The following is a 13,939-nucleotide window of genomic DNA, read 5'->3' on the forward strand; positions in this document are numbered from 1 at the left end:
TAAGCGGCGATTATAACCCATGTATAATGGCTTGCTAACACATTATCCATTAAATAGCGCATGAGATTTTTAGTCCAGTGAGTAAAGCATTTCAAATAAAAAGCCGGTACAGTCCGGCAGGGGATCAGCCGGCGGCAATCGAGCGCTTGATCGAAGGGCTTGCTGATGGCGAAGTGCATCAGACTTTACTGGGTGTAACGGGTTCCGGTAAAACGTTCACTATTGCAAATGTCATAGACCGGGTGCAACGACCGGCGATGATCCTGGCGCCGAATAAAACCTTGGCGGCGCAGCTCTATGGCGAGATGAAGGATTTTTTTCCGGAAAACAGTGTCGAGTATTTCGTTTCCTATTACGACTATTACCAGCCTGAGGCCTATGTGCCTGCTTCAGATACGTTTATTGATAAAGACGCTTCGCTTAACGAGCATATCGAACAGATGCGATTGTCGGCAACCAAGGCGTTGATTGAAAGACGGGATACCATTGTTGTTGCAACCGTTTCTGCTATTTACGGCCTGGGAGAACCGGAGTCCTATTTCAAAATGGTGCTGCATTTGGTTAAAGGTGATTTGATCAATCAGCGCACTATTCTTCGCCGCTTGGCTGAGATGCAATATACGCGTAATGATGTCGAACTGCGCAGAGCAACCTACCGGGTGCGCGGTGAAGTGATCGATATCTACCCTGCAGAATCCGAGCAAGAGGCCTTAAGGATTGAATTGTTCGATGATGAAATTGAGCGATTATCCCTTTTTGATCCGTTAACCGGAGAGGTGCTGCAGCGTATCGCCCGGTATACGGTTTACCCAAAAAGCCACTACGTTTCTCCCCGAGATCAGCTTTTGGCGGCAGTCGATTCCATCAAAATAGAGCTTAAAGATCGTTTGGCCCACTTCAATTCTGTCAACAAACTGGTCGAGGCCCAGCGTCTTGAGCAGCGCACGCTATTTGACATAGAGATGATTCTGGAAGTGGGATACTGTTCAGGTATTGAAAATTACTCGCGTTATCTGTCCGGGCGTGGGCCGGGAGAGGCGCCGCCGACGATGTTTGATTATTTGCCGAAAGACGCGCTGGTTATCGTGGATGAAAGCCATGTCACCATTCCGCAGATCGGCGCGATGTATAAGGGCGACCGGTCGCGCAAGGAAACGCTGGTCGAGTACGGTTTTAGATTACCCTCAGCATTGGACAATCGACCGTTAACTTTTGAAGAGTTTGAAGCAAGAGCAAGACAGCGAATTTACGTGTCGGCTACACCCGGCCCCTATGAAAAGAAATTTTCCGGCGTTTTTGTTGAGCAAGTCGTGCGACCAACCGGCTTGCTCGATCCGGAAGTTGAAGTCAGGCCTGCATCTACGCAGGTCGATGATTTATTATCGGAAATCAATAAACGTATCAAAGTCCATGAGCGTGTGCTGGTGACTACGCTGACCAAGCGGATGTCGGAAGATTTAACCGATTATCTGGCAGAGCACGACATCAAGGTACGTTACTTGCACTCGGATATTGATACGGTAGAGCGGGTCGAGATTATCCGTGACTTGAGGCTGGGTGAATTTGATGTGCTGGTGGGTATCAATTTGTTGAGAGAGGGGCTGGATATCCCGGAGGTTTCTCTGGTGGCCATTCTGGATGCCGATAAAGAGGGTTTTTTGCGTTCAGTGGTTTCGCTCGTTCAGACAATCGGCCGGGCCGCACGAAATGTCAATGGCAAGGCAATATTATACGGCGATAAGATCACGCGCTCCATGCAGCAAGCCATAGAGGAAACCGAGCGTAGGAGAGAGAAGCAGCGCTTGTTCAATTTGGAACGCGGCATCAAGCCGGCAACCATTTTCAAGTCCATAACGGATATTCTGGAAGTTTCAATTCCTGGTGCAGGCTTTCAAGCGATACCTAAAACAAAGGTTGCCGAGGTGGTTGGCGAGTATAATACCCTGACTACCAAGCAAAAAGCCAAAAAGTTAAAGCAGCTTGAGGAGCAAATGTATCAGCATGCCCGTAATCTTGAGTTTGAAGAAGCGGCCAAAATCAGGGATAAAATCCGGTTGTTGCAAGAAGAAGTGTGATAGCTTTGGGATCATTTTAGGCAAACGAATACAGGGCTGAAATTTACAGAGCAATTTATTCGTTGCAAAAAAAAAACAGCTGACTATAATGTGCGGACTGAACAAACAGACTTCAGGCGCGTAGCTCAGTTGGTTAGAGCACCACCTTGACATGGTGGGGGTCGTTGGTTCGAGTCCAATCGCGCCTACCAAATTCCAAAGCACCGTATATCGGTGCTTTTTTGTTATTGATTCCAGAACAGTTGATTTATCATGCCGGTCATTAGTCTCCCAGATGGATCTCAGCGAATTTTCGAACAGCCAGTGACTGTGCTCGAAGTTGCTCAATCGATTGGTTCGGGTTTGGCTAATGCAACGCTTGCAGCAAAAGTAAACGGTAACCTGGTCGATGCTTCGACTTTGCTGGAAACTGACGCCGCTTTACAGATTATTACCTCTAAAGACGCAGAAGGCATCGAAGTCATAAGACATTCGACGGCTCATTTAATGGCTCAGGCGGTTAAGCAGCTCTATCCGGATGCGCAAGTCACTATAGGCCCTGTTATAGAAAACGGCTTCTATTATGACTTTGCCTATCATCGGCCCTTCACGCCGGATGACCTCGCCGCTATCGAAGAAAAGATGCAGCAAATTGCGGCTGCAGACTTGCCGGTCAATAGAACTGTCGTTTCCAGAGACGAAGCGGTCCATTTTTTCAAGAATTTGGGCGAAGCCTATAAAGCCGAGATCATTGCCTCGATACCTGCAAATGAAGATTTGTCGTTGTATGCGCAAGGTGAATTCACCGATTTATGCCGTGGACCTCATGTTCCCAGTACCGGCAAGTTAAAAGCGTTCAAGCTGATGAAGATAGCCGGAGCCTACTGGCGCGGCAATTCTGAAAATGAAATGTTGCAGAGGATTTATGGTACTGCATGGGGTGATGTCAAATCATTGAAAGATTATTTGCATCGTCTGGAAGAAGCAGAGAAGCGGGATCACCGTAAACTAGCCAAAACGTTAGACCTTTTTCATTCTCAGGAAGAAGCGCCTGGGATGGTGTTTTGGCATGAAAAAGGCTGGGCCATTTATCAGCAGGTTGAACAATACATTCGCAACAAATTAAACGTCAACGGCTACGGGGAGGTTAAAACACCCCAGGTTGTCGATAGATCGTTATGGGAAAAATCAGGGCACTGGGATAAGTTCGGTGACATGATTTTTACCACCCATTCCGAGCGCCGCGATTACGCCATCAAGCCGATGAATTGTCCCTGCCATGTGCAGATTTTTAATCAGGGCATGAAAAGTTACCGTGACCTGCCGATTAGAATGGCGGAATTCGGCTCTTGTCATCGAAATGAGCCTTCCGGCACCTTGCACGGACTGATGCGAGTCAGAAGTTTTGTGCAAGATGATGCGCATATATTTTGTACCGAAGACCAGATACAGCAGGAAGTCTCCACTTTTATCGATCTGCTATTTGAGGTATATAAGGATTTTGGCTTTGACGATGTGCTGATCAAGCTTTCAACCCGGCCGGAAAATCGTGTGGGCGATGATGCTGTATGGGACAAAGCGGAGCTTGCGCTTGAAATAGCGCTAAACAATAAAGGCTTGAATTGGGAATTGCAGCCCGGAGAAGGTGCCTTTTATGGTCCAAAAATTGAATTTTCGCTAAAAGATTGCATAGGTCGTGTCTGGCAGTGTGGTACTATTCAGGTCGACTTCTCGATGCCCGGACGATTAGGTGCCAGTTATATAGCCGAGGATGGTTCCAAACAAACCCCTGTGATGCTTCACCGGGCTATACTGGGATCATTGGAGCGTTTCATTGGTATTTTGATCGAACAGCATGCGGGTACGTTTCCGGTTTGGCTGGCTCCAGTGCAGGTAGTGGTGTTAACTATCGCCGACAGACACACTGACTATGCAACTCAACTGATGAGAACCCTTGAAAAACACGGTGTTAGAATCAGAATTGACTTGAGAAATGAAAAAATTGGTTTTAAAATTCGCGAGCATTCGATGCAGCGAGTTCCTTTTTTGCTAATTATCGGCGACAAAGAGCTTGAAAACAGTTCAATCACTGTGCGGACGCAAAAAGGTGAGGATTTGGGTAGTCATACAATCGATCAATTCATCATGCGGCTGAATCAAACGGTTGAAGACAAAAAATAATATTGTTTTGGAGGGTTAGGGTATTTCTGCTAAAAAAGATGAAACACGACTGAATGATGCGATCACTACGAGAAGAGTGAGAGTCATAGGTCCAGAAGGGGAGGCCCTTGGAATAATCAATATTGAGGAAGCCAAGCAGCTCGCTTACAGTAAAGATCTTGATCTCGTTGAAATATCGCCCAATGCCGATCCTCCTGTCTGTAAAGTCATGGATTACGGTAAATTCCAGTTTGAACTCAATAAAAAACAACAAGCTGCCAAGAAAAAACAAAAACAGATCCAGGTTAAAGAAATAAAATTCAGACCGGGTACTGAAGAAGGCGACTACCAGGTTAAAATGAGAAGCCTGGTCAAGTTTCTCGAAGAGGGTAACAAAACAAAAATTACCCTGAGATTTCGTGGTCGTGAAATGGCACATAAAGAAATCGGCATGGATTTGCTGAAACGGATTGAAAAGGATTTGGAAGAAATCGCACTGGTCGAGCAATTTCCTAAATTGGAAGGCCGCCAGATGGTTATGGTCATGGGACCAAAAAAGAAAAAATAACAGGGTTTCCTCGAAAGTGAATGCTTTCAGACGGGATAGCCCTTTTTTGTTACCCGGGATGGGGTAATAAAATGCATCTTCGGATGCAATGTTATTCTTCAGGGCCATGCATTTTGCCTTGCTGAATTGAGTATGTCAGGGACGTTTTTTTTGATAATTGGAGAAAACAAATGCCAAAAATAAAAACTAACCGTGGAGCAGCCAAGCGTTTTAAACGTACTGGCGGTGGCGGTTTTAAGTGCAAGCAGTCACATCGCCGTCATATTTTGACCAAAAAATCCACTAAAAGAAAAAGACAGTTGCGCAAGGCAGCTTCTCTGCATCCGTCTGACGTGCGCATGGCTGCACGCATGATGCCGTATAGTTAATAGAATTGGAGAAGCGTTGTGGCAAGAGTTAAACGTGGCGTAACCGCCAGAGCAAGACATAAAAAAATATTAAAGCTGGCAAAAGGCTATTACGGTGCAAGAAGCCGTGTATACCGAGTTGCCAAACAAGCGGTAATTAAAGCCGGTCAATATGCTTATCGTGACCGCAAACAGAAAAAACGCCAGTTCAGAGCTTTATGGATTGTGCGTATCAATGCTGCTGCCCGCTTATGCGGAATGTCATATAGCCGCTTTATCAATGGCCTGAACAAAGCGAATGTCGCTGTTGACCGTAAAGTTTTGGCTGATATTGCTGTGCGTGACATGGATGCATTTGCCGAATTGGCAAAAATTGCGCAAGCCAATTGCAGTAAGCCTTAAGGTATCGTAAAAGGCAGTCGCCTTACGATATATTTGCCCTTTCCTAATTGGAGAGGGCAAAGCCCAGGCTGCCTCTGTAGCCTTTAATCGATTTTATAAATCCCATCCCAACCCTTACTAAAGCGAGCTGAGCAGTGTCGGCTACTCTCCAAGATATTCTGGCGCAAGCACTAAACGAACTTGCAAATGCCCAAGACTTAAATTCCTTAGATCAGGTCCGTGTTCATTATCTGGGTAAAAAGGGACTTTTTACTTCACAGATGAAAGAACTGGGCCGGCTTGATCCTGACCAGCGTCGAGAAGCCGGTCAAGTCATTAATGATGCTAAAAATAAATTCCAGGACAGTCTGGATTCAAGGAAATTTGAGCTTCAAAATGCCGCTTTAGAACAGCGTTTGGCGAGTGAAAGCATTGATGTGACATTGCCGGGCCGTGGTCTTCATGTGGGTGGCTTGCATCCCGTAACCGTGACACTCAGGCGGATATCCAGGATCTTTTCCAGCGTGGGATTCAAAGTTGTCGAAGGACCGGAAATTGAAGACGATTATCACAATTTTGGCGCATTGAATATTCCGGATCATCATCCTGCGCGTGCGATGCACGATACATTTTATTTTGATGCGCACACCGTACTCAGAACGCATACGTCTCCTGTACAAATCCGCGCCATGGAAGCTGAGAAGCCGCCATTGAAAGTGATTGCTCCGGGGCGCGTTTATCGTTGCGATTCCGATATTACCCACACTCCTATGTTTCATCAGGTTGAAGGCTTTCTGGTCGATACTCATGTGAGTTTTGCCGATCTGAAAGGTGTGGTCTATGAATTTTTACGTGCGTTCTTTGAGAAGGATATTCAAGTCCGTTTCAGGCCCTCCTATTTTCCCTTTACCGAACCCTCTGCGGAAGTCGATATCGAGTGTGTCATGTGCGACGGAAAGGGCTGTCGGGTCTGCGGACATACGGGTTGGCTGGAAGTCATGGGTTGCGGCATGATTCACCCTGAAGTATTTAAGTCAGTCGGAATTGATGCCGAGGTTTTTTCCGGTTTTGCTTTCGGAATGGGTGTTGAGAGACTGACGATGCTGCGTTATGGAATCAATGATTTAAGACTGTTTTTTGAAAACGATCTTAAATTTTTGCAGCAATTCAAATAGGGAGTGATAAGGCATGAAATTAAGCGAAGCGTGGTTGAGAGAGCGGGTAAATCCGGCGATAAGCACGGATGAATTAGTTGCACAGTTAACAATGGCCGGTCTTGAAGTGGATTCGGTTGAACCGGCGGCCGCAGTATTTAGCGGCGTCGTGGTCGGAGAAGTCGTTGCTATGGAACAGCACCCCGACGCAGACCGTTTAAGAGTGTGTACGGTTAACACCGGTGAGCAGGAGCCGCTGCAAATCGTATGCGGTGCTGCCAACGTACGGGTTGGGCTAAAAATTCCCGCCGCATTGGTGGGCGCTGTCTTGCCGGGCGACTTTAAAATTAAGAAATCAAAGCTGCGCGGTGTTGAATCGTTTGGCATGTTATGTTCCGAAAAAGAACTGGGTCTTGCTGAAGAGGCCAGCGGCTTAATGGAATTGGCGGCCGGAGCCCCTGTCGGAGTTGACATAAGAGATTATCTGACGCTCAACGACAACTTGATAGAAGTCGATTTGACGCCTAATAGAGCCGATTGCCTGAGTGTAGAAGGTATCGCCAGGGAAGTTTCGGTGCTGAATCAGATGGATTTGTCTGCGTTGCCGGTAGTTAAAGCGCCAATCACTCATTCGGACGAATTGCCTGTTTCTGTTGCTGCAGAAGAAGCCTGCCCGCGTTATCTGGGGCGATTAATTAAAGCCGTTGATGCAAAAGCTGAAACGCCCTTATGGATGCAAGAGCGTCTGCGCCGTTCAGGCTTGCGCAGCCTGGGACCTTTAGTCGATGTCACAAATTATGTGTTATTGGAAATCGGTCAACCTTTGCATGCGTTTGATCAGGCTAAATTGTCCGGCGGAATTCACGTTCGCTGGGCCCATAAAGATGAAACGCTGGAATTGTTGAACAACCAGTCGGTTCAATTGGATACGGATGCTTTGGTGATTGCCGACGAGCAGCGCGCTTTGGCGCTGGCCGGCATCATGGGTGGCAGCAGTTCGGCAGTTAACGATGAAACTCAAGATGTGTTTCTGGAATGCGCCTTTTTTACGCCTGACAAGATGATGGGTAAGGCGCGTAAATACGGTTTACATACCGATTCGTCCCATCGTTTTGAACGCGGTGTTGATCCTTTTCTACAAGAACGTGCAATTGAAAGAGCAACCCAACTGATTCTGGAAATAGCGGGAGGATCGGCCGGCCCTATTGCCGAGCGAGTTTCAACAGCGCATTTACCACAACGTCGACCGGTCACGTTACGCAGACAAAAGCTGGAAAGCATTCTGGCGGTAGCGCTGGACGATGCCGAGATCATCAAAATCTTTACTGGTCTGGGCATGACGGTCGAATCCTGTGATGAAGGCTGGCAGGTTACACCGCCCGGTTTCCGTTTTGATATTTCGATAGAAGCTGATTTGATAGAAGAACTGGCGCGTGTCTATGGTTACAATCGTTTGCCACAGACCAGTCTGCTGATGCGCTCGGAATTAAGCAAAGCACCCGAAACAGTTGTCGAGCTTGACACCGTAAAGGACGCCTTGGTCGCAAGAGATTATCAAGAAGTCATCACCTATAGTTTTGTTGATGAACAGCTGCAACAGGCAATTACCCCCGGTGAGGCGGTAGTCAGATTACAAAACCCCTTGTCATCGGAACTCGCTGTCATGCGCAGTTCATTATGGTGTGGACTCATACAGGCGGCTTTGTATAATATCAATCGTCAACAAGGCCGGATCAGATTGTTTGAAAGCGGCTTACGTTTTTTACAAAAACAAGACGAACTGGTTCAGCAGAAAATGCTGGCAGGTCTGGTGCTAGGCGAGGCTTATTCTGAACAATGGAGTGAGAGGCGCCGGAAAGCTGATTTTTTTGATATGAAAGCCGATGTTGAAGGTTTGTTCGCTTTAACCGGAAATGAAGTGAGCTTTGTCAAAAGTAATCACCCGGCTTTACATCCTGGTCAGACCGCTGAAATTAAGACTACCGATGGCGAGCATATCGGCTGGTTGGGTATGTTGCATCCAAAGTTGGAAGACGAGTGGGGCATAGGCACGCAAGTCTTTCTGTTTGAGCTCGATCAAACTTTGCTGTTGAAGAAAAAGATCCCGGCCTTTAGTCCTTTGTCCAAATTTCCATCAGTACGGAGAGATCTGGCTTTGCTGGTTAATGAAAGCTGTGCCGTTGCGAACATTGTCGGGCATATCAAAGATTGCTCCGAAGCGGCAATACAGGATGTCTTCGTCTTTGATATTTATCAGGGGCAAGGGATAGAGCCAGGCTATAAAAGTGTCGCTTTAGGTTTGATTTTACAGGATTTTTCACAAACGCTAACAGAACCGGAAATTGATGCTATAGTTAGCCGGGTGTTAGAAAAACTGACTACTGAGATTAGCGCAAAGTTGAGGGATTGATTCTATGGCATTAACGAAAGCTGATTTTGCGGAAAGATTGTTTGAAGAACTGGGTTTAAACAAACGTGAAGCAAAAGAGATAGTTGAACTCTTTTTTGAAGAAATCAAAGGCTCTCTTGAAAACGGAGAACAAGTCAAAATTTCCGGATTCGGAAAATTCGAGTTAAGAGATAAAAGTAGTCGGCCGGGAAGAAATCCCAAAACGGGAGAAGAAATTCCCATTACTGCCCGTCGTGTTGTGACGTTCAGATCAGGACAGAAACTCAAGGCACGGGTAGAAGCATATGCTGGAACCGAGTAATAATAACGAATTGCCGCCGATACCGGCAAAACGATACTTCACTATCGGTGAAGTCAGTGAATTATGTGGGGTAAAACCTCATGTGCTGCGTTACTGGGAACAAGAATTCACCGAGCTGGCTCCGGTTAAAAGAAGAGGTAACCGGCGCTATTACCAGCGGCACGATGTGTTGATGATTCGTCAGATCCGGGGTTTGCTCTATGAGCAGGGCTATACCATAGGCGGAGCTCGTGCGCATTTGTCCAGTGATAATGTCAAAGAAGATACAACCCGTTCCAAACAGCTGATTCACCAAATGATTGGCGAATTAGAAGATATTTTGGAATTGCTTAAATAGAGCGATTCAGTCAAAGCGGTGGACTGATGCATTAATCCGAAGTTAAATGGGTTTTCAGTTCACAAGCAGTCCAAAATACAGTATCATTCACATCCTTTCAAATAGTCGGGGCGTAGCGCAGCCTGGTAGCGCACTTGCATGGGGTGCAAGGGGTCGAAGGTTCAAATCCTTTCGTCCCGACCAATTTAATCAAAGGCTTAGAAGAATCTGTTTTTTAAAGAATTTGAAAAATAGAGTTTGGTGATACTTAATTTAGTGTATTCAAACACCTAAAGCAAATAATGCTCAAAATCCTTTAACGTTATAAGTCGCCTTAACCTCGCTTCCAGCAGAAGCCGCCTTGGTAACCAAAATCTATTCCGGAATAGTCAGATCCATCGAATCGTATGCGAGTCAGAGCCGATCTGAATCGATTGTGCTTTTATTGTCCCACCTTTACGAAGAAGGTGATATCCTCGAGTGGGACATCACGTTTGACGATGCTTTCATACGCGATTTTTAATTTCGCTCAAGAGATTAATTCGGCATTTCAAATCGCTTTCTGGGGAAGCGGATTAGGTTACGGCAGTTATGAATACGGCAACGATTCAGCTCAGCTAAAAGAAGCCTCCAGCTACTCAGGTGGCCATTATCAGAGTATGGCATTTAAATAGAATGCCTCGGACGGTGGAATGTCTGCAAATTTGATCAGCCAATCAAAATCGTCATGTTTTTTGTCTTCAAAAACTTCAAAACCGACAAGATCCGAGAACTGGGGCCAACACTCCTGAACCGCCAATCATTCTACCTCACCGGATCTCCAGTTGTAATATTCAACTTATTTTAGATGATACAGAATAGTAAAACATAATAAAATCAGAAATTTATTGTTGGTATAAAGGGTTTTATGGTACATGTACGGCCTATATATTTACTTGTTAGGCTTCGCGGGGGTAACGGAATGGTCTATTTTTAATGGGCGACTTCTTGTACGAGCAGAGCCGAAGATATGGGATCACGTCAGTTTCGTCATCAACCTCCCGGATGGAGGGGCAAACGCTAATGGACGACATATCTGGTCTAATGATCCGAGACAGCATACAGGATAAATCGAACAGCGAAGCTCTTGAGAAGCTCTTACGGCCTGCCGGGAACGAAAGGAAGTCGCGAAGCTACGTTCGAGAGCTGCCTCGCCTTCATGCAGGCAGCGGACAAGAACATCCAGGAACATCTGGCCGGATTTGCTACCGGCAACCACCGGCAGCGTCAGCAATCGATCACGGTGGAACTCCTCGACATCAGGGACAGTTTTTGGTTGGAACTTGGGGTCTTACCTCGTCTCGACCAGCCCGACTCATCTGCGCCACGTTCCTGTGCTGCGGCATCCTTGCGGTCAATCCAGTTTCTGCCCAACAGTTCTTTGGTAGCGAGGATAAACCGGTGTCTGCGAAAGCGCCTGATGGCAAACCCGAGCCCCCAGGTAAAGTCGAAGTCCAACCCGTCGCCAAGGATGACGAGATCATGCAACGAATCGCGGATATTCTAAAAACGACAAGCTGGTTCAGCGAGCCCAAAGTCACTGTCCAGGAAGGTGTTCGGCGACAATTATCCTGTCCGGTTGGCGTCAACTATCTTGACCGGTTGATCAATACCTAGGACAACGGTGGATTTCAATTTATTTGGAGTCAAACCCTTGCCTGGAAAACGTATCACTCGACATCAAGAGAGTTTATATATGAACAAACGTCAACGAGGACAAAGCCAAGAAGCCGCAGCAGCGCAGGCTGCTATATCTGAACGTTCCGGCCGCAGAATAGAAAAAGATCAGCGACTATCGATTCCCGGTGAACGCCATTGGCGCACACGCGAAGACCCGTTCGAGACTGTCTGGGAAAAGGAGTTGGTGCCTCTGTTAGAAAAAGAGCCTCAACTCACCGGCTTAACGCTTTGGGAATTTCTGGAAGATGAACGCGCTGGTCAATTTCCCTACCGTGTCTTGCGAACCCTACAGCGCCGGGTAAATCAGTGGAAAGCGACCCAAGGACCCGATAAAGTCGTTATCTTTCGCCAGGCTATGCCGGCCGGTCAGCAAGGCTTATCGGACTTCAGTCATCCGAATACGGCCATCACCATCCAGGGCAAAGACTTTACCCATCTTTTGTACCAGTTCCGCTTTGCCTATAGTGGCTGGCATTATGTCCAGCTCGTGTTGGGCGGGGAAAGTTATTCGGCCTTGGCCGATGGCTTGCAGCCTGCGCTAATGCTGGCCAGGATAATTGACGTCAAACCGGTAAAGATAATTGACGCCGGACAACTACGTTGCGGCTAATGTGCCAGGAGAATCGAAGATGTGGGATCACCTGAGTTTCGTTATCAAGCATTTCCGTGAGCGGTTATGGATCAAGCCACTCATCGTATGTGTGCTGTCCATTAGTGCGGTTTTTCTTGCTAATCTCATGGACATGACCGAAATCCGCCATTTCGTGCCGAAGATTTCGAAGGAATCGACCGAAACTTTGCTCAAGATCATGGCGTCGAACATGTTGATGATGGCTACGTTCGCGGTGGCCTCTATGGTGGCCGCTTATGCGTCGGCAAGCAGGTCCGCAACGCCCCGCTCTTTTCCGCTGATCATTGCAGATGGCGTTTCACAGAATGCGCTCTCGGCGTTCATCGGCGCGTTTATATACAGCGTGGTCGCGCTCGTTGCGCTGATGAACGGGCTTTACGGTGGAAGGGGTAGTCAGTTCATTCTGTTCTCACTGACAATAGTTGTGTTCGCAATCATCATTATCACCTTCATCCGGTGGGTCGATATCATCGCCCGCCTTGGCCGGCTGGAACATACGATTGACAAGGTGGAAGCGACAGCCGCGCAGGCTATTCGGAAGCGACAATCGGCGCCTCGCCTTGGGGGCGTTGCGGCGTTCAGTCCCCCAAATGGGAGTCGGGCGGTCTTCGGAAAAGCCATCGGTTACGTAGAAAGTGTTGACACCGCCGCGTTACAAGCGCGGGCGGTGGTGTCGCAACTGAGAATTGTTGTGGCGGCGTTGCCTGGCACCTTTTGCACGCCAAACCGCCCTGTTGCGTGGGTGATCCGGGAGGCGTCAGGCAGTGTGTCCGACGAGGACGCCGAAGCAATCGCTGCCACGTTCTTGATTGGCAACTCTAGGGTCTTTGATCAGGATCCGCGGTTCGGACTGCTGGTCCTTTCGGAGATCGCCAGTCGCGCGCTTTCACCTGCAGTCAATGATCCGGGGACCGCCATCTGCGTCACGGGCACACTTGTCCGCCTGTTCGTATTGTGGACCGAGTGTGGCAAGGCGGAGGACGTTTCCAAGGTGCAGTTCGACCGCGTTGCGGTGCCGGAATTGTCCGTAGCAGACATGTTCGACGACGCTTTTACCGGGATGGCCAGGGACGGGGCTGGCACTGTAGAAGTGGTTGTGCGGCTGCTCAAGGCCCTCGAATCGCTTGCCGCGACCGAGGACGCTGCGATGCACTACAACGCGCTACGGCACGCCCGTCTCGCGCTGGTTCGCGCCGAGAATGCACTGAAGATTCCCGAAGATCTCACAGCCGTACGAGAGGTAGCCAAGTTTGCGTGTGACGGGAAAGGCTGAAGCAAGCGGTGAACAGGAGTTATCGAAAATGCGACCTTGGAGTTCATAGTCTTCTGGCGGCGGCCCGGTTACCATCGCCAGTAAGGGGATTGGATAAAATATTTGAGAAGAATGCATTCATTTTGTTGGGTGCCATGTTTACCGCATTGATTGCTGGCTTTTTTGCGTTTACAAATTTGGTGACATCAAAAGAAAATAAAATATCTGAGTTCCGGCAGCAGTGGATAAATCCACTTCGAGATTCTATAGTTTGTTACATCTCATTTCTTAGATAATCACCTACCCTTAATATGCACTATTCGGCGCGTTCCGAAGAGTCAAATCACCCTAAAATTGTTTTCAGCAGTGCTTCAAACGATGGATCAATTTGAACGTAGGTTAAAAGCGCTCTCCAGGTTCGTTTTTGTGCGGGTTTATGATGTGTTCCTTTCGGCACGAACTGCGCCGTTTGTTCAGTTGATGTCGTTTCCATTGATAATTTCCGCTTGCGGCTTCGATTGCCAGTTTAGGCCTTATCAGGCAAAACCACCTACAACAGAACATGACAAATTAAGCTTCAGTGGAGCAACAGAGTTATTTAAATCCAGGAAGAAATCCACACGCCATGAGCGTTGTCAACAAAAAA

The 13,939-nt window shown here is 47.6% G+C and carries 13 protein-coding genes and 2 tRNA genes; 14 read left to right on the forward strand and 1 reads right to left on the reverse strand.

Annotated elements, in window-relative coordinates:
• Positions 1 to 77 precede the first annotated feature (77 nt).
• The 14 genes from uvrB to GO003_RS07470 all read left to right on the forward strand — a co-directional run bounded on the left by uvrB (position 78) and on the right by GO003_RS07470 (position 13,314).
• Entirely contained in the window at positions 78 to 2,075 is a 1,998-nt protein-coding gene (uvrB, locus tag GO003_RS07405) for an excinuclease ABC subunit UvrB (protein ID WP_159653756.1), read from the forward strand.
• A 114-nt stretch (positions 2,076 to 2,189) separates the two neighbouring features.
• Positions 2,190 to 2,266, forward strand: a tRNA-Val gene (locus GO003_RS07410).
• A 61-nt stretch (positions 2,267 to 2,327) separates the two neighbouring features.
• Positions 2,328 to 4,235: a threonine--tRNA ligase gene (gene thrS, locus GO003_RS07415; RefSeq protein ID WP_159653753.1), complete on the forward strand. Its 1,908-nt coding sequence runs from the start codon at positions 2,328 to 2,330 to the stop codon at positions 4,233 to 4,235.
• A gap of 22 nt (positions 4,236 to 4,257) precedes the next feature.
• On the forward strand, positions 4,258 to 4,782 hold the full coding sequence (gene infC / locus GO003_RS07420; protein WP_159653796.1) for a translation initiation factor IF-3: 525 nt from the start codon (positions 4,258 to 4,260) through the stop codon (positions 4,780 to 4,782).
• 170 nt (positions 4,783 to 4,952) lie between these two features.
• Complete coding sequence (rpmI, locus tag GO003_RS07425) at positions 4,953 to 5,150, forward strand: 50S ribosomal protein L35 (protein WP_159653751.1); 198 nt, start codon at positions 4,953 to 4,955, stop codon at positions 5,148 to 5,150.
• A gap of 18 nt (positions 5,151 to 5,168) precedes the next feature.
• Positions 5,169 to 5,531 carry a 50S ribosomal protein L20 gene (gene rplT, locus GO003_RS07430; RefSeq protein ID WP_159653749.1) on the forward strand — a complete coding sequence of 121 codons (363 nt, stop codon included), beginning with the start codon at positions 5,169 to 5,171 and terminating at the stop codon, positions 5,529 to 5,531.
• A gap of 134 nt (positions 5,532 to 5,665) precedes the next feature.
• Positions 5,666 to 6,685, forward strand: coding sequence for a phenylalanine--tRNA ligase subunit alpha (pheS, locus tag GO003_RS07435; RefSeq protein WP_159653747.1), 1,020 nt, complete (start codon positions 5,666 to 5,668; stop codon positions 6,683 to 6,685).
• A gap of 13 nt (positions 6,686 to 6,698) precedes the next feature.
• A complete protein-coding gene (pheT, locus tag GO003_RS07440; protein WP_159653745.1) occupies positions 6,699 to 9,074 on the forward strand; it encodes a phenylalanine--tRNA ligase subunit beta in 2,376 nt (791 codons plus the stop codon).
• Positions 9,075 to 9,078: 4 nt separating this feature from the next.
• Positions 9,079 to 9,375, forward strand: coding sequence for an integration host factor subunit alpha (ihfA, locus tag GO003_RS07445; protein WP_159653743.1), 297 nt, complete (start codon positions 9,079 to 9,081; stop codon positions 9,373 to 9,375).
• Positions 9,359 to 9,712 (forward strand): MerR family transcriptional regulator, encoded by a 354-nt coding sequence (locus GO003_RS07450; protein ID WP_159653741.1) that lies wholly within the window; start codon positions 9,359 to 9,361, stop codon positions 9,710 to 9,712. Before ihfA ends, GO003_RS07450 begins: the two co-directional genes overlap by 17 nt.
• A gap of 106 nt (positions 9,713 to 9,818) precedes the next feature.
• A tRNA-Pro gene (locus GO003_RS07455) sits at positions 9,819 to 9,895 on the forward strand.
• An 858-nt stretch (positions 9,896 to 10,753) separates the two neighbouring features.
• A complete protein-coding gene (locus tag GO003_RS07460; RefSeq protein ID WP_231088860.1) occupies positions 10,754 to 11,347 on the forward strand; it encodes a hypothetical protein in 594 nt (197 codons plus the stop codon).
• 79 nt (positions 11,348 to 11,426) lie between these two features.
• Positions 11,427 to 12,020, forward strand: coding sequence for a hypothetical protein (locus tag GO003_RS07465; protein ID WP_159653737.1), 594 nt, complete (start codon positions 11,427 to 11,429; stop codon positions 12,018 to 12,020).
• A gap of 19 nt (positions 12,021 to 12,039) precedes the next feature.
• Entirely contained in the window at positions 12,040 to 13,314 is a 1,275-nt protein-coding gene (locus GO003_RS07470) for a DUF2254 domain-containing protein (protein WP_159653735.1), read from the forward strand.
• Between the two features lie 322 nt (positions 13,315 to 13,636).
• Here the strand turns inward: GO003_RS07470 and GO003_RS07475 are convergent, their stop codons facing one another.
• A complete protein-coding gene (locus GO003_RS07475) occupies positions 13,637 to 13,786 on the reverse strand; it encodes a hypothetical protein (protein WP_159653733.1) in 150 nt (49 codons plus the stop codon).
• Positions 13,787 to 13,939 lie beyond the last annotated feature (153 nt).

This window comes from Methylicorpusculum oleiharenae, assembly GCF_009828925.2.
Lineage (GTDB): Bacteria > Pseudomonadota > Gammaproteobacteria > Methylococcales > Methylomonadaceae > Methylicorpusculum > Methylicorpusculum oleiharenae.